Source organism: Brevibacillus thermoruber 423 (assembly GCF_000454065.1).
Classification (GTDB): Bacteria; Bacillota; Bacilli; order Brevibacillales; family Brevibacillaceae; genus Brevibacillus; species Brevibacillus thermoruber.
Genome location: NZ_KE695655.1, coordinates 18,500 through 33,226, shown reverse-complemented (window position 1 = coordinate 33,226; position 14,727 = coordinate 18,500). Strand labels below are relative to the sequence as shown.

The 14,727-nt window shown below is 57.6% G+C and carries 14 protein-coding genes; 1 reads left to right on the top strand and 13 read right to left on the bottom strand.

Going from position 1 to position 14,727, the window contains the following annotated elements; translation table 11 throughout:
• Nucleotides 1-39 precede the first annotated feature (39 nt).
• Nucleotides 40-1,089, bottom strand: a complete 1,050-nt coding sequence (locus M516_RS0121315) for a galactose ABC transporter substrate-binding protein (protein ID WP_029100905.1) — start codon at nt 1,087-1,089, stop codon at nt 40-42.
• A 450-nt stretch (nt 1,090-1,539) separates the two neighbouring features.
• Between M516_RS0121315 and M516_RS0121310 the strand changes: the two genes are divergently transcribed.
• Complete coding sequence (locus M516_RS0121310) at nt 1,540-1,872, top strand: hypothetical protein (protein WP_029100904.1); 333 nt, start codon at nt 1,540-1,542, stop codon at nt 1,870-1,872.
• Between the two features lie 561 nt (nt 1,873-2,433).
• Here M516_RS0121310 and M516_RS0121300 read toward each other — a convergent pair.
• From M516_RS0121300 to M516_RS25790, 12 genes are all read right to left on the bottom strand, one after another.
• Complete coding sequence (locus M516_RS0121300) at nt 2,434-3,339, bottom strand: Cof-type HAD-IIB family hydrolase (RefSeq protein WP_029100903.1); 906 nt, start codon at nt 3,337-3,339, stop codon at nt 2,434-2,436.
• Nucleotides 3,340-3,352: 13 nt separating this feature from the next.
• On the bottom strand, nt 3,353-5,035 hold the full coding sequence (gene treC / locus M516_RS0121295; protein WP_029100902.1) for an alpha,alpha-phosphotrehalase: 1,683 nt from the start codon (nt 5,033-5,035) through the stop codon (nt 3,353-3,355).
• Between the two features lie 90 nt (nt 5,036-5,125).
• The gene (treP, locus tag M516_RS0121290) at nt 5,126-6,538 is read right to left on the bottom strand and encodes a PTS system trehalose-specific EIIBC component (RefSeq protein WP_029100901.1); all 1,413 of its coding nucleotides are present in this window, start codon (nt 6,536-6,538) and stop codon (nt 5,126-5,128) included.
• Between the two features lie 104 nt (nt 6,539-6,642).
• The gene (gene treR / locus M516_RS0121285; RefSeq protein ID WP_029100900.1) at nt 6,643-7,353 is read right to left on the bottom strand and encodes a trehalose operon repressor; all 711 of its coding nucleotides are present in this window, start codon (nt 7,351-7,353) and stop codon (nt 6,643-6,645) included.
• Between the two features lie 160 nt (nt 7,354-7,513).
• Nucleotides 7,514-8,476, bottom strand: a complete 963-nt coding sequence (locus M516_RS0121280) for a substrate-binding domain-containing protein (protein WP_029100899.1) — start codon at nt 8,474-8,476, stop codon at nt 7,514-7,516.
• 6 nt (nt 8,477-8,482) lie between these two features.
• The gene (locus M516_RS0121275) at nt 8,483-10,240 is read right to left on the bottom strand and encodes a cache domain-containing sensor histidine kinase (protein ID WP_029100898.1); all 1,758 of its coding nucleotides are present in this window, start codon (nt 10,238-10,240) and stop codon (nt 8,483-8,485) included.
• Nucleotides 10,237-11,892, bottom strand: coding sequence for a response regulator (locus M516_RS0121270; protein ID WP_029100897.1), 1,656 nt, complete (start codon nt 11,890-11,892; stop codon nt 10,237-10,239). Before M516_RS0121270 ends, M516_RS0121275 begins: the two co-directional genes overlap by 4 nt.
• Before the next feature lie 241 nt (nt 11,893-12,133).
• On the bottom strand, nt 12,134-13,099 hold the full coding sequence (locus M516_RS0121265; protein ID WP_029100896.1) for a sporulation protein: 966 nt from the start codon (nt 13,097-13,099) through the stop codon (nt 12,134-12,136).
• Between the two features lie 30 nt (nt 13,100-13,129).
• Nucleotides 13,130-14,014, bottom strand: a complete 885-nt coding sequence (locus M516_RS24155) for an arginase family protein (protein ID WP_035290524.1) — start codon at nt 14,012-14,014, stop codon at nt 13,130-13,132.
• A 34-nt stretch (nt 14,015-14,048) separates the two neighbouring features.
• Nucleotides 14,049-14,183, bottom strand: a complete 135-nt coding sequence (locus tag M516_RS26205; protein ID WP_271140305.1) for a hypothetical protein — start codon at nt 14,181-14,183, stop codon at nt 14,049-14,051.
• Between the two features lie 12 nt (nt 14,184-14,195).
• Nucleotides 14,196-14,396: a copper chaperone CopZ gene (copZ, locus tag M516_RS0121255; protein WP_029100895.1), complete on the bottom strand. Its 201-nt coding sequence runs from the start codon at nt 14,394-14,396 to the stop codon at nt 14,196-14,198.
• 168 nt (nt 14,397-14,564) lie between these two features.
• Nucleotides 14,565-14,726 carry a hypothetical protein gene (locus M516_RS25790; protein ID WP_193747013.1) on the bottom strand — a complete coding sequence of 54 codons (162 nt, stop codon included), beginning with the start codon at nt 14,724-14,726 and terminating at the stop codon, nt 14,565-14,567.
• Nucleotide 14,727 lies beyond the last annotated feature (1 nt).

Here is a 14,727-nt window from a genome sequence, read left to right as displayed (position 1 = left end):
CTTGGCGATTGCCAAGCCTTCGGGCGCCGGCAGAGAGCCTTATTTCGCCTCGTTCATGTTTTCCTTGGTGATTTTCTTGTACGGAATCCAGACGTACTTGCCGTCGGTGATCTCGTACCCGGTGTTTTCCTTGGTCGGCGTTTGTCCTTGTGCCAGCACGGCGGCGATATTGAGGGTGGCTTTCCCCTGGTTTTTGGCGTCGTTCAGGACGGTGCCCAGCAGCGTGCCGTTTTCCAGCTCCTTTAAGGCCGGTGCCGTCGCATCCACGCCCACGACGGGGATGTACTTGTTGTCCTTGAAGTACCCGGCCGCCTTCAACGCCTCGATCGCGCCGAGCGCCATGTCGTCGTTGTTCGCCAGCACGGCTTCAATCTTGTCCCCCGCGGAAGCGAGGAACGCCGCCATTTTTTCCTGCCCTTTCACCCGGTCCCACATCGCCGTGTCTTCCGCCACTTTCTCCACTTTGATCCCGGCGTCCTCGATCGCCTTCACCGAGTACTTGGTGCGCAGTTCGGCGTCCTGGTGACCCGGTTCCCCCTTCAGCATGACGTACTGCAGGACACCGTCCTTGTTCTTGTCCGCCTCGGGATGGGCTTTCCAGTAGTCGGCGATCAACTGGCCGGAGATGGTGCCGGACTCTTCCGCCTTGGCCCCGACGTAGTACACCTTATCCCATTTCTGCATGTCCTCCGGCATCGGCTCCCGGTTGAAAAAGACCACCGGGATGTTGGCCTGCTTCGCTTTGTCGATGATGACGCCGGCCGCGGTGCGGTCAACCGGGTTGATGGCCAGCGCGTTGACCTTTTTCGTGATGAACAGATCCACCTTGTCGTTTTGCGTCGGCTGGGAGTTTTGGCTGTCGACGATGTCAACCTCGGCCTTCCCCTCCGCGCTTTGGGAGATGGCGTTGCGCACGCCCGTCATGAACGTGTCGTCAAATTTGTAGATGGCGACACCGATTTTGGGAGTGGTGGAAGCACCTCCGCCTCCTCCCTCGCCCGCTGTCGGCTGGGAGCCGCCCGATCCCGAACATCCGGCAATGGAAAGGGCCAGTACGGCCGCTGTCGCTGTGGAAACAAGCTTGTTCACCCTGAAATCCCCCTTTTCGATCTGTATGGTGGTGCTCACCATTCCAATGTAAGCGATTCCAACCCAAAAATTAATGAAAAATCATATGATTTTCTATCAAAATTCTCAGCAATCGTTCCAAAGAAAAAAGGAGGAGCCGCTCCTCCAAGAGCGATCAAGGAAAATACAGATATAACGTCATACACAAATAAAAGTACGGCTATTAATACGATTCAAAAATCACTTCGGCAACACTCTGATGAGATTGCAGAGTGGTTACTAGGAGATAGCAGTGATATTTTTGCAATCAGATATGATTCCGATATAGTTTAGGAAAAGGAGTATACAAGGGAAAAACGTCGGTAGAAAAAAATGTCAATATGGCTATTACCATACTAATGAGAGATCGTAATGCTCCTGAAGGTTTTCGCATATTAACATCATATCCTGCACTGAGATGGAGGGATTAATGTGTTGAAAAAATGGACGAATGCTCTGAAACCGGAAGATACCAAATTAAAAGAATTTGAGATGCTCAAGTATTTCGTTACAGGGTATTTTAATACGGGTTACTCTTGGAGCGAGCTTGAAGAAAGAACGATTGCATTTCGTGACGATGAAAAACCAGAATATACGATTCAATTAAAACGGTCGCTAAGTAAATTACAAGAGTTAATCAACAATGGTGACCAAAAACGATGGGTTGAAGTTCAGAAATACATATATGAGCTAAGCATGAGAGATCTCGAATTCAAAAGAGGACAAGAATTTATTGATAGGGTGAATAACGCTTTAGACTCTTGATTACCTACGCGGTTAAAACACGCAGCCCTCGTCCCTGAATGGATGGAGGGCATTTTTGCATTGTGTTCGGAAGGGAGGGAAAACATGGAGCAAACCAAGATGTTCGAGCAACATCTGATCGAAAACGGCATCGCGCGGGTCTGTCAACAAGTTTGTCTAAACTTAATTAACCTTTATTTGGGGTAGCACCAGCGAAACGCAAAAAATCCACGTTAAGCATTTGGAATAGCCGTGTCATAAGGCGCATTAAGGAATGGACAGATGTCAAAATGAGAAAATCGGCTTTTTGACATTGGACATCCTTTAGCGTTGTAAATCCGCGTTGCACCCCCGGCAACTAGGTTGCCAGGGGAACCAGAGGGTACGGAGCGGGATCCGCGAGGTCAAGGGTGCGCTTCGCCGGTTGCGGCATATACTCACGCTCCGCGCTCCGCTATTCCTCACCGCCCCTGACACGCTGCTGCTAATTTGTAAAAAGACTTTCGTTGTTTTAGGCTGAATCTGGGGTATAGCCAACAACACCATCTATTCTCGGCGCCAGCTTTCCACTGTACTGGTATGTCATTGTAGTTTGGAACAGTTCTGCGAAAGCGCCCATTCCCGAATCGCACGAGCGACCCCGTGCTGATCGTTGCTGCCGGTCACAACGGCGCAGACCCGCTTGATCTCGTCTTCGGCATTTCCCATCGCGACGCCGAGGCCGACGATGCGCAGCATCGACAAGTCGTTGAAGCTGTCGCCGATGGCCATCGTCTCCTCGAGGGCGACGCCGAGTCCGTCCGCCAGTTCCCACAGCGCGATTCCTTTCTGCGCAAGCCTGTGCGTGACTTCCAGATTGTGATTCGCCGACGAACTGACGGACAGCTCGTTTACGGCCGCCAGCCTGCGGGACGCGCGGGCCAGCTTTTGCCCGTCCCTGGAGAAGACCAGCAATTTATAGAGATGTTCGCCGGAGCGGCCGAGCACTGCCGCATACGTGTCCACAGGGGAGATTTCCCCGGTGGAAAAACGGCGCTCATCCGCTTCCCGGATCGCCTGATCATCCGTGCCGGGAAAAGCGCTTTGGATAAAATCCCGCAGGACGCCAAACGCCTTTTCGCGGTCGTTCGTAAACGTCCCCCGATTCGTGTACAGTTCGTAATACAGGTCTTCCTGCCGCAGGATGGCCTCCGCTTCCTCATACGTCTGCGGGGGGATGGGCACACTCCGGACGATCTCCCCGGTTTCCGCGCGTACCTCCGCCCCGTTCACGCAGATGAGCGGACAGGTGATGCCGGCGGCCATAAGCGGCGGCAGGGCTTCTTTGTACGATCGGCCGGTCGCTACGACCACCGTTATGCCGCTCGCCTGGGCTTCCGTAACCGCCCGGGCGTTTTCCGCACTGACTTGGCCATGCCGGTTCAGCAGAGTCCCGTCCATGTCGATCGCGATCATCTTTACCCGGCAGCGTTTCTCCGTATTCGTCACGAGTCGTCCCCCCTCAACCGGCGAAGTAAAAGACAGCCGATTCGTACGGACGCAGGGGCAGGGAACGGACGTCAAGCCCCGTGTCCCGGTAGTTGGACAAAAGCAGGTTCGGCGCCCCCGCCAGGCGAATATCGCCGGGAAGCGCGAAGAACGTTTCGCTGCCGTAGAAATTGTTCACCACCAGGAGGGTTTCGTTCCCGTACGTCCGCAGATACGCAAAGATCTGCGGATGATCGTCCAGAATCAACCGAAAGTCGCCGTAGGCGATGACATCGTATGCCTTCCGCAGTTGGATCAGTTTTTTGTAGTGGTAAAAAATGGAGTCCTCGTCTTCGAGCGCGCGCTTCACGTTGATTTCCTTGTAGTTCGGCGCCACGTTGATCCAGGGGGTTCCCGTTGTGAAACCGGCGTGCGGACTGTCGTCCCACTGCATGGGCGTGCGCCCGTTGTCCCGCGATTTTTGCTGCAGAATGGCCAGGATCTCCTGCTCCGGTTTCCCCTGCGCCCGAAGCAGGCGGTAGGCGTTGAGCGACTCGACGTCCCGGTACGCGGCAATCTCGTCAAAATAGGGGTTGGTCATGCCGATTTCCTCCCCCTGGTAGATGTACGGGGTGCCCTGCATGAGGTGAATCGTGGTCGCCAGCATTTTCGCCGATTCCCGGTGATACTCCCGGTCGTTTCCAAAACGGGAGACCGCCCGCGGCTGGTCGTGATTGCACCAGAACAGCGCATTCCAGCCACCGCCGCTCTGCATGCCGTACTGCCACTCGCTGAGGATTTTTTTCAGTTGGAGAAAATCGAAGTTGGCCAGAGCCCACTTCTCTCCGTTGGGATAATCCACCTTGAGGTGGTGAAAGCTGAAGGTCATGTTCAGCTCGTGTTCTTCCGGCCGGGTATACTTCACGCAGTTTTCGATCGAGGTGGACGACATCTCGCCCACGGTGAGGAGGTCAGGATTCCTGGCGAACACGCGGCGATTCATCTCTTGCAAAAACTCGTGAATCCGCGGGCCGTCCGTGTAATACCTGCGCCCGTCGTCCGTCGGCGTCTCCAGCGTGTCGTCGGGAAAGCGCTGGTCTTTGGAGATCAGGTTGATCACATCCAGGCGAAACCCGTCCACCCCTTTGTCCAGCCAGAAGTTCATCATATCGTAGATCCGCTGGCGCAGTTCCGGGTTCTCCCAGTTCAAATCCGCCTGGGTGACGTCGAACAGATGCAGATAGTACTGCCCCGTGGTCTCGTCGTACTGCCAGGCGCTGCCGCCGAACTTGGAGCGCCAGTTGTTGGGCGCACCGCCGTTTTTCCCGTCCTTCCAGATGTAGAAGTCGCGGTACGGGCTCTGTTTGGAGCGGGACGCTTCGCGAAACCACGGGTGTTCGGTCGAGGTGTGGTTCACGACGATGTCCATGATGACCCGGATGCCCCGGGCATGGGCCTCCTGCAGCAGCTTCTCGAACGTTTCCATCGTACCGTACGCGGGATCAATCCCGCAGTAATCGCTGATGTCGTACCCGTTGTCTCGTTGCGGCGACGGGTAGATAGGGGTCAGCCAGATCACGTCGACGCCCAGTTCCCGCAGGTAATCCAGTTTTTCCATGACTCCCTTAAGATCGCCGGTTCCGCTGCCGGTGGTATCCTTGAAACTCTTCGGGTAGATCTGATACACGACCGCCTTTTTCCACCATGGTTTCTCCATTGTTGATCCACTCCTTTTCCATAATGGACAATAGCAACCAATCCGCGGAAACCGCCCGATGATCGGTTGCTATGCTCACTGTCTCTCTTTTTATTGTGCTTTCCTCGTTTTCCCCAACAGGAACGTCAGCAGGAAGGGCACCAGCAGCGCGACTGCCATGCCGATGAAGAACGGCCCCCAGTGTTCGGGAAAGATGGAGAGAAAACCGGGAAGCCCGCCCACGCCGATCGACGCGGCTTTTACCTTGCTCATCGTGAGAATGACCGCCCCGATGGCCGATCCGATCATCGCGGACACAAAGGGGTAGCGATATCGAATGTTGACGCCAAACATGGCCGGTTCCGTAATGCCCAGGAAGGCGGAGACGGCGGAGGTCAGCGACATGCCTCTCAGCTTTTCCTCCCGGGTGACGAACATCATCGCCAGGGCCGCAGACCCTTGGGAGATGTTGGACAGCGCGAGCATCGGCCACAGGAAGGTGCCGCCGGTGCTGGCGATGAGCTGCAGATCCACGGCCAGGAAGGTATGGTGCATGCCGGTTACGACCAGCAGCGCATAGAGCCCGCCGTAAAGCAGTCCACCGAGGATGCTGAATGTGTCAAACAAAGTGACGAACCCCGATGTGAGCGCATTGGCCACCCCAAACGTCAGCGGCCCGATCACGGTGAAGGACAGGAAGCCGGTCACGAGCAGGCTGATGGGGGCAACCAGCAGCAGGCGAAACATGTCGGGAATCCGCTTGGCCAAATACGTTTCCACTTTGGCCAGCACGTAGGATGAGATCAGCACCGGCAGCACCTGTCCCTGGTAGCCGATTTTGGCGATATCCCAGCCAAACAAATGCCAGTACGGCACTTTTCCTTCCGCGACAGCCTGGGCGTAGCCCCACGCGTTCAACAGATCGGGATGAATCAGCATCAGGCCGAGGACCATTCCCAGCAGTTCGCTTCCGCCGAAGCGCTTGACGGCAGACCAGCCGATGAGGCCCGGCAGGAATACAAACGCCGTATTGGCAATAAGATTGATGATGCCCGCAAAGTCTTTCCACTGCTGGTGAACGTCCACGAGGGACGCGTCGGGGTAGAAGATTCCCTTCCCGGTCAGCACGTTGTTGATCCCCATGAGCAGACCCGCCGTGACAATGGCGGGCAGGAGGGGAATGAAGATGTCTCCCAGCGTTTTCACGGCGCGCTGGAACGGATTGAGATTTTTCACGGCCGCTTCCTTGGTCTCCTGCCTGGTGGCGCCTGTGATGTCGGCGATGTTAAGCAGCGCGTCGTACACCTTGTTGACCAATCCCTGGCCGATGACCACCTGGAATTCACCGTTCGAAGAAAACGAACCTTTGACGATCCCGATCGATTCCAGCAGCGTCTTGTCGACTTGACGCTCATCCTTCAAGGCAAACCGCAGCCGGGTGACGCAGTGGGATACGGCCGCGATGTTGTCCCGGCCGCCTACGGCTTGGAGTATCTGCTCTACTTCCCGCTTGTTGAGCTCCATGGTTTCCCCTCCTGTAATCGTTTTCATTCAGAATCATACACTTGTTTAGACAAGTAAGTCAATACTTGTTTAAACAAGTAAGTGTGAGCAAAAAAAACAACGCCTTATCGGCGTCGGGCAAAATCCGTGAATTCAAACCGGTCCGGCCTGTGCCGGGACTCGGTGTATTCAAACAGCGTACCGTCGTGCAGATGGACAAAGTTTTTGACCACCGCCACCAGGTTGTACGCTTTTACATCCAAATGGGCTTTGTCCAGGGCGGTCACCGGCTCCACGTGAATGATCCGCCTGGCAAACCCGATCTTTGCTCCCAGCGTGTCTTCCAGGTATTCGTAAATGGACTGTTCCGCGATCTCCCGTGTCAGATCGCGGACGATATCTTTCCGGAAGTAGTTGATGTCAAAAATAATGCGCTCGCCTTTCAAGCTGCGCACGCGAAACAATCGGTACGCTTCCTGTCCAAGGGGCAGTTTGGTTTTCGCCTGCAGCGGCTTGTCAATGGTGATGACCTCAAACAGCGGAACCGTCGTGACAAAGGCTTGTCCGCTGGTTTCACTGGCCTCCTTGAAGCTGACCAGACCGCCAAACGAGAACGTGATCAAATTCGCATCCAGTACAAACACGCCCTTGCCGTGGACGCTGTTGACGAATCCTTCCTTCGCCAGCAGATCGAGCGCCCGCCTTACGGTGCCCCGGCTTGTCCGATACATCCGGCAAAACTCGTTTTCCGAAGGCAGCTTTTCCCCGGGCGGGTAGGTCCCATCCAGTATCTGTTTTTTGATGTCTTCGTAAATTTCCGTGTACCTCTTGATCATCTGCTGCCTCCTATGCTCTTGCGGTGACCTTTTCTCTCTCTATTACATCTGATTTCGCCCGCCGACGCAAAGCCCTGCTTTCCCGTCTCCCCTGATTGCGCTTGTCCTGCGCGAGGATCGGTCCAGGCTCGTCATCTTCCCGCCAGCGGATCGCGGTCCCTCACTTGACAAACGGAAACAGCAGCTTTTGGTTTTCCGACCAGAACATGTTGTCCATGTCGATGATTTTCGTTCCCGTATCGACACGGGCCGGGACGTGCAAGCCATTCATCGCCTCCACCGCGTGCTTGACGCCCAGGTAGCCCATGCTGAACGGCTTCTGCATGATCGTGGCCTGGATCACACCTTCCTGTATGTACGCCAGCACGTCAGGCGGGCTGTCGATCGCTACCACTTTCACCTTTTCCGCCAGCCCTTTACTTTCAATCGCCTGGGCGGCGCCGAGCGCGGCGACGGCGTTAAGCGCCACGATGCCGTCGAGCGAATGGGAGTCGATGATCCCTGCTGCCAGCTCGCTGGCCTGGTTTTGATCAGAAGCGTCCTCCCTTGCCACGATCGTTACCCCCGGATAGTGGGAGATCGCCTCCAGCAGTCCCTTTTCCCGCTGGTCGGTGTTACCTCCGCCCAGGACGGCAATCCTGCCATGCGCCCCGACCAGTTCAATCAGCTTCTCTCCCGCGCGTTTGCCCGAGTCAACATGATCGGTGCCAATCCAGCTGACCACTCCCGGCCCCGTCAGTTCGGAATCGATGATCAACACGGGGATGCGCTGTTCCTTTGCCCGCGCCGTGGCTTCGTCCAGGACCTGTTGGCTGTCGGGTGCGATGACCACGGCAGCTGTTCCGTCCGCAAACGCCTGCCGGACCTGCGCCAACTGCCCCTTCACGTCTTCTTCGTAGTCGGGGGCGTAGAAATTGACGTTGACGCCAAACTCTCTGGCGGCCATCTCCGCCCCCCATTTTACCGTCCGCCAGTAATCCCCGTGCTTCATTCTGACGATGAGCGCCACGTTCTTCTGTTTGACTTGGTCGGCGGCAGGATCGGCGCAGGCACCCAGGACGGCAGCCGCCGCCAGCAGCAGATACACGAGTGTTCGCCATGCCTGTTTGCTTGACTGGTGCATTCCTCTTCACGTCTCTTCCGTCATCATCGGTATTCGTATGGTCACGGTGGTGCCGGTCTCTTCGTCGCTTTCGATGGAAAGACCGTACGCTTCTCCAAAAAACAGCCGGATGCGCTCATGCACATTTTTGATGCCGACACCCGACCCGTCCTTGCTTTTGATTTGGCCAGAACCAATCTGCTCCAGCACGTGGGGCGGGATGCCCAGCCCGTTGTCGCGCACCCGGAACAGCACGCTGCCGTCCGCCATCTCCGCCGTCACGGTGATCTTCCCCTGCTGCGCCATCGGCTCGATGCCGTGGTAAATCGCGTTTTCCACGATCGGCTGCAGCAGGAGCTTCAGCGTCTTGCAGGGAAGCACCTCTTCCTGGGCTGTGATTTCGTAGGTGAATTTGTTTTTGTACCGCATTTTCTGGATGACCAGATAGTTCCTCACGTGCTCCAGTTCTTCCTGTACGGTGATGATGTTTTTTCCCTTGCTGAGGCTGATCCGGAACAGTTTGGAGAGAGCGGTAATGGTGGTGATGACGTCTTCGTTTTTGCCGTTTCCCACCATGCGCACGACCGAATTGAGCGTGTTGTACAAAAAATGCGGGTTGATCTGCGCCTGCAGCACTTCCAGCTCGCTTTTCCGCTTGGCTTCCTGCTCCCGGATGATTTGATCCATGAGCTGCCTGATGCGGATTACCATGTGATTGAAACGGCGCGAGAGCTGCTCCACTTCGTGGCTTCCCTGAACGGCCAGGTTGACCGTAAAGTCTCCCTTCTCCACCTGCTCCATGGAGCGTTCCAGATTGCGGATCGGCCGGGAGATTGCGGCGGAGATATAGGTCAGGACAAACAGCACCACGGCGATGACGAAAAACAGCAGCCAGAAGATAAACCCGCTGATCTCCTTTTTCGTGGTGGCGATCTCATCCATGTACGAGACGCCGACAATTTTCCAGCCGATGTCTTCCAACGTCTTGATCGTGACCAGCCGCCGTTCCCCGCCGGACTCGTCCACGTAGCTTCCGTACGAGTTTTTCAGGGCAATCGCCCGATTCTCGTTTTTCAATCCGACATAGATCAACTGCTGCTGCGGATGATAGACGATGTTGCCGGCCAGGTCGATGATGTACACATACCCCTTTTTGCCCAGGCCCACCCGCTGGCAGAGGTCGTCGATGGTCTTGAAATTGACGTCCACGAGCAGGATCGCGTCTTCTCTTTCGCCGTTCTGGGCGACCGAGATGCCTCTGCTCATGGAGACCACCCACTTGTACTCGCCTTGAAACAGGTTCTGGATGTGCGGAAGCGAAAAGGAGATGTGGTTGGGGTTGTTCAACGCCGCCTGGAACCAGCTCTGTTCCCGCAGTCTCGTGTTTTTTCGCATCGCCGTCTGCGGAAACCCGGCGATCAGTTCGCCCTCCCGCGAAAAAACAGCCACCGAGACGAGATCCTCCCGGGTTTCCAGAATCGTCCCCAACTGTTCCGTCAGCTTGTCGTCCGGCACGTTCTCGCTTCGGCGGATTTTCTCTGCGGCCAGTTCAAAGATGTCCGTCATGCCGTCGAGGTAGCTTTTCAGGTTGAAGCTGACCTGGTCGATGATTTGCTGGGTGTGCAGAAAGGCGTTTTGTTCCGCCGTCTCGGAAAACTTGCTGTACAGCATGACGCCGACAAAGAGCATGACCGCGACGGTCACCAGCGTAAACGAGGCCGTGATGATAAACTGGATGCTCTTCATCTTCAACGTGTGAACCAGCGCGATAACCGGATTTCTCATCGTACCCCTCTGGCCATGTTTTTGTACTCCTTGGGAGACATGCCCCACTTCTTGCGGAAGCAAAAGCTGAAGTAGTTGGGGTCGGCATACCCGACCCGTTCCGCGATCTCAAAGGTTTTCAGGTCGGTCGTCAGCAGCAGTTCCTGGGCCGCCTCCATCCTGACCTGCAGCAGAAAGTTGACGAACGTCGTATTCATCTCCTTTTTGAAAATGCTGCTGAAATACCCCGCGCTGATGTGGAGCTGCCTGCACACTTTGTGGATCGAGATGTCGCTTTCGTGGTAGTGGTTTTTGACGTATTCGACGGCTTGGGCGACGAGCCGTTTGTAGGAAGATTGTCTGTCGCTGGCGATGCTGTTCATCATGCCCGAGCAGATGTGCATGAGCCTGTCCTTCGTCTCCTGCAGCGTTTGGGACTTATGGATGTCCGTAAACCAGTGAAGGTTTTCGCCAAAGACGCGTTCCGGATCCAGATTGGCCCCCTTGGCCGCCTTCAGGATGGCGGTCAGGATCTCCAGCAGGTAGATGTGATAATCCTTGATGGACACGCGGGCATCGGCGATTTCGGCAAACAGCTCGTCCACGATGTCCTTCAGTTCCTGCGGCGTTCCCACCTTCAGACAGCGGATCAGCGCATGTTCTTTTCGCTCGTCGAAGCGGACCTTTTCCACGCAGCGCTTTTCCACGTCATCGACGCAGATCACCCGGTTGTTTCCGAGCACCACCCTGTAGTCGAGCGCGGCGACCGCATCCTCGTAGGAAAAGGAAAGGTCCGCCAGATCGCCGGTGACCGTCCCGATCCCCGCCGTCACGGTGAATTCGCAAAATTTTTCAACGAATTGCCGTGCTTCTTCCAGCACGGCCGCCGTTTTCCGGAGGACCGCCTCCCGCTCCCGGTCCTGGTGGACGGCAATCAGCACCACGTGGTCGTTGTTGGTGAAGACGATACCCAGACGGTGCTTGTCGACCACTTCCTGCACGATGTTGCGGACGGCAAACAGCAGCAGTTCCCGATCCTCTCCCCACGCCTGACGGATGGGCGGCGGCGCAGAGCGATTCGCCGGATCTTCTCCGACGCAGGGGCGGTCGATGCTGACGGCGCCGACCACAAAGCCGTTTCCCTCCAAATCGATCTGGTACGCGTGCGCCTTTTCCCGGATGTCGGCCTCGGGCAGCCTGCGGGTAATCAGCGACGTGAGGAACACTTCCCGCAGCACGGGCAAACTTTTTTGATAGTGCTCCTTCAACAGGCGGATGTTTTTCTTCTCGGCGGCTTCTTCGTCAAGCCGCGCCCGCACTTTCAAGAGGGCGTCGATCAGTTCACCCGCAGAAAACGGCTTGAGCACGTATTCGTCGATCTGCAGCTTGACCGCTTTCCGCGCGTATTCAAACTCGTCGAAGCCCGTCAGAATCACGATTTTGACGGTGGGATACCGCTCTTTGACGACGGCGGCCAGCTCCAGCCCGTCCATAAACGGCATCTTGATGTCGGTGACGACGATGTCCGGTACGCTTCGTTCCATCTTCTCCAGCGCCTCCTGGCCGTTTTCCGCCGTCCCGACGACCGCGAACCCGTACGCCTGCCAGTCAATCTCGCGGACAACGCCTTCCCTTACGTCTTCTTCGTCGTCAATCAGCAGCAGTGTGTACATGCATCTTCCCCCCGGTTACATATTACTCCAGGCGGGCCCGGACTCCTTCCGGGCGGGCACGCGCACAAGAAACCGGGGCTTTCGCCTGAACCGTTATGCGCGTCGTCCGCGCCGTCCGTGATTCCGCTCGCCGCCGGGGGAATCGGGTGGGGGTGGTACTGGATGGCCACCACGCACGCCAACACGAAAAAGCCACCGCCTCCCCCGGGAAGGGGAACGGTGGCCGTATCCGCGCCTGTGATTACAGTTCGTCAAAGCCGTCAACATCGAAATCCAATCCGCCGCCCGCTTCTTCGAACAGGTCCTCGGCCGACTCTCCGATTTCCGACATGACCTCGCCCAGCAGCATGCCGCCCAGGAAGCCGGCCGCCATGCCACCGATCATGCCGCCCATGCCGTGGCCGCGGTGACCGTAGTGGCCCTGATGACCGTGCAGCGGCTGGCCGTAGGACGCCATCGACACGTACGGGATCGCCTGCGGATTTTCCGCGTAGGTGCGAAGGGTATCCAGCAGGAAACGGGAAAGCTCCTCTTCCCGGCCGGCGGCCAGCAGGTCCTGCGGCACGACGATCTCCGCCTTGCGTTCCATCTCGCCGCCAAACATGCCGGGTACGGCCAAATCCAGTTCCGTCAGCATACGCAGCTCGCCCGGCATGGAGAAGAAGATGACCTCCAGTTCCTTGAGCGGAATGCCCAGCGGCCGTCCCATGAAGAACGAAAACTCCTGACCGTACGGCGTGAGCTTGCCGGAGTCGGGCTTTTGCCGCAGATCGAGGCGGGCCAGTGCGTCCAGCACCCGTTCCACCGGTTCCGGCGGAAGCACCTGCACCGCATCCAGGTCGGTCGGGTCGAGCGCCCTTTCCACATCCAGCTTGGTGTGCAGGTAGTACTGAACGGACGGCGTCGACACGGCCAGCCCTGCCGGCAGTTCAAAGGCAAACGGAATCTCCTGCACAAACGGTTTCGGCTGCACGGTGAAATTGCGGCTGACCGGGTACGTTTGCACCGGACGCGTTACCTCCTGCCCCTGCACGTACACCTTCATCATCAGCAGGACACTCAGCTCGGAGATGCGCTGTTCCACGCTGCCCCCTTCGATGCGGATCGCGCCCGTGATCGTCTCTCCCAACCGGTACGCAGGGCGATCCAGCCGCAGATCGACCGTCGCCGCTCCCACTCCCAGTTTGGCCATCCACTTTTTCAGCAAGACCCTCTCCTCCTTCATATAAGCAAACGTTTATATCCGTATTGTATCAGATCCAGAGGGGGTTGTGCGAGCGGCCAGTGCGCGGCCGAGCAGCCGAACCAGTCGGCTGGCCTGCTCGCCTGTCACGTCCCGCAATGCGGAAAATTCCGTCACGTTCGCCCCGACGACGCGTGGATCGGCCAGGACAGCGGTCAGCAGTTCCTCCGTCTGCGCCAGCGACAGGCCGGTTTCACTCGGCGAATAGGCGGCCGCCATTGCCTCCTTGTGCATCACGTCGACGTCAAAGTGGACGAGGATATAGGCGTCGGCAGGAATCGCCCGCAAGACGTCGGCCGCCTGCATGCCCGGTCCTCGTTCACACAACTGATCAAGCGTGACGATCTCTACTCCGTAGGTCTCGTCCGGCATCCGCTGGCACCCCAGCACAACGATGCTGTCCGCTGTCCACCCGGCCGCCTCCGTCCAGACGCCGCCTCCCTGCAGCAAAAACCACAGGCCCATGCCGGCTGCCCCGAGACAGCGGGAGGCGGAGGGCGTCATTGCGTCAAAGTGGCCGTCCAGCACCAGGAGGTACGCCTTGTCTCCATAGACGTCGCGAAACCCTTGGGCCGTCCCGACGATCACGCTGCAGTCGCCGCCGAGAAACAGGGAAAATTCGTCGCGTCGAAAACAGCCGCGCGCCTCTTCGCGCAGCAGGTCCCAGACCATGCGCGGCGCCGGCCAGTTGCGAACAGGCGGAACGTTGTGGCGCGGCAGATAAGCGGGAAGGGCGAGATCCCCCCGGTCGCTTGCCGACAGACCGTGCTCCTGCAGGACGGCCGTCAATCCTGCCGCCCGCAAAGCGGCCGGCGCCAGTTCCGTACCGGAGACATAGGCGCCGGAGAAGACGGGAATACCTGTTACCGTTACGTTCACCGCGACCCCCTCCTTTCAAGCTGCTTTCATTGTATCACAGCTCGCTTTTCCCATACCGGATCAGTTCGCTGGCCGAGGGGCACAGCCACCGTTCCGGCAGGGGGCCGCCGTCACCGGTCAGGAACTGCTTGTCCAACAGCGTCTGTACAGGAGGACAGCTATCTGCCATGAGGAGTGGGTGTCACACCACATCGTATCCCTGGTCTTCGATCGCTTCCTTGATCGCCTCCAGCGTCAGGGCGTTCTCGTCATAGCTGACCTCCACCGTTTTGGCGGCCAGATCCACTTTTCCGGACGCGCCCAATTCCTTCAGCGCCTTTTCAATCGCGTTGACGCAGTGATTGCAGGACATTCCTTCCACGCGCAGGGTTACGTTTTGCATGATGATCGCTCCTTTTTCCTGTTTTCCTGTATGCTTTCTGTCCGCCTGCCGCCGCAGGCGGGCTGGCGATTGCCGGTCGGGCCGCAGGCAGGCGGGCCGCTGCTGCGTTTTACCGGCCGGCTGGTAAGGCGGCATGATCCGCCGCCGCTGGCCGGCCTCACCTGCGGCTTAATGCGCGGCAGGGGCTGCCGGCTGATAAAGGGAGTGGCTCTCCGGCTGTTGATGCGGGGATTCTCCTGGAGCGGCAGCCGCTTCGTACAGCAGGTAGCCGCCGATGACCAGGAGGAGGTACACGGCGCCGGAAAGCGCCCATGTTGCTGTGCGGCTCATC

What these genes read in the sequence shown, in the direction of transcription:
- treC (WP_029100902.1), bottom strand. Translation starts at nt 5,035, where the DNA reads ATGGAGAAACCATGGTGGAAAAAGGCGGTCGTGTATCAGATCTACCCG.
- treP (WP_029100901.1), bottom strand. Translation starts at nt 6,538, where the DNA reads ATGGAGCTCAACAAGCGGGAAGTAGAGCAGATACTCCAAGCCGTAGGC.
- treR (WP_029100900.1), bottom strand. Translation starts at nt 7,353, where the DNA reads ATGATCAAGAGGTACACGGAAATTTACGAAGACATCAAAAAACAGATA.
- M516_RS0121280 (WP_029100899.1), bottom strand. Translation starts at nt 8,476, where the DNA reads ATGCACCAGTCAAGCAAACAGGCATGGCGAACACTCGTGTATCTGCTG.
- M516_RS0121275 (WP_029100898.1), bottom strand. Translation starts at nt 10,240, where the DNA reads ATGAGAAATCCGGTTATCGCGCTGGTTCACACGTTGAAGATGAAGAGC.
- M516_RS0121270 (WP_029100897.1), bottom strand. Translation starts at nt 11,892, where the DNA reads ATGTACACACTGCTGCTGATTGACGACGAAGAAGACGTAAGGGAAGGC.
- M516_RS26205 (WP_271140305.1), bottom strand. Translation starts at nt 14,183, where the DNA reads ATGGCAGATAGCTGTCCTCCTGTACAGACGCTGTTGGACAAGCAGTTC.
- copZ (WP_029100895.1), bottom strand. Translation starts at nt 14,396, where the DNA reads ATGCAAAACGTAACCCTGCGCGTGGAAGGAATGTCCTGCAATCACTGC.
- M516_RS25790 (WP_193747013.1), bottom strand. Translation starts at nt 14,726, where the DNA reads ATGAGCCGCACAGCAACATGGGCGCTTTCCGGCGCCGTGTACCTCCTC.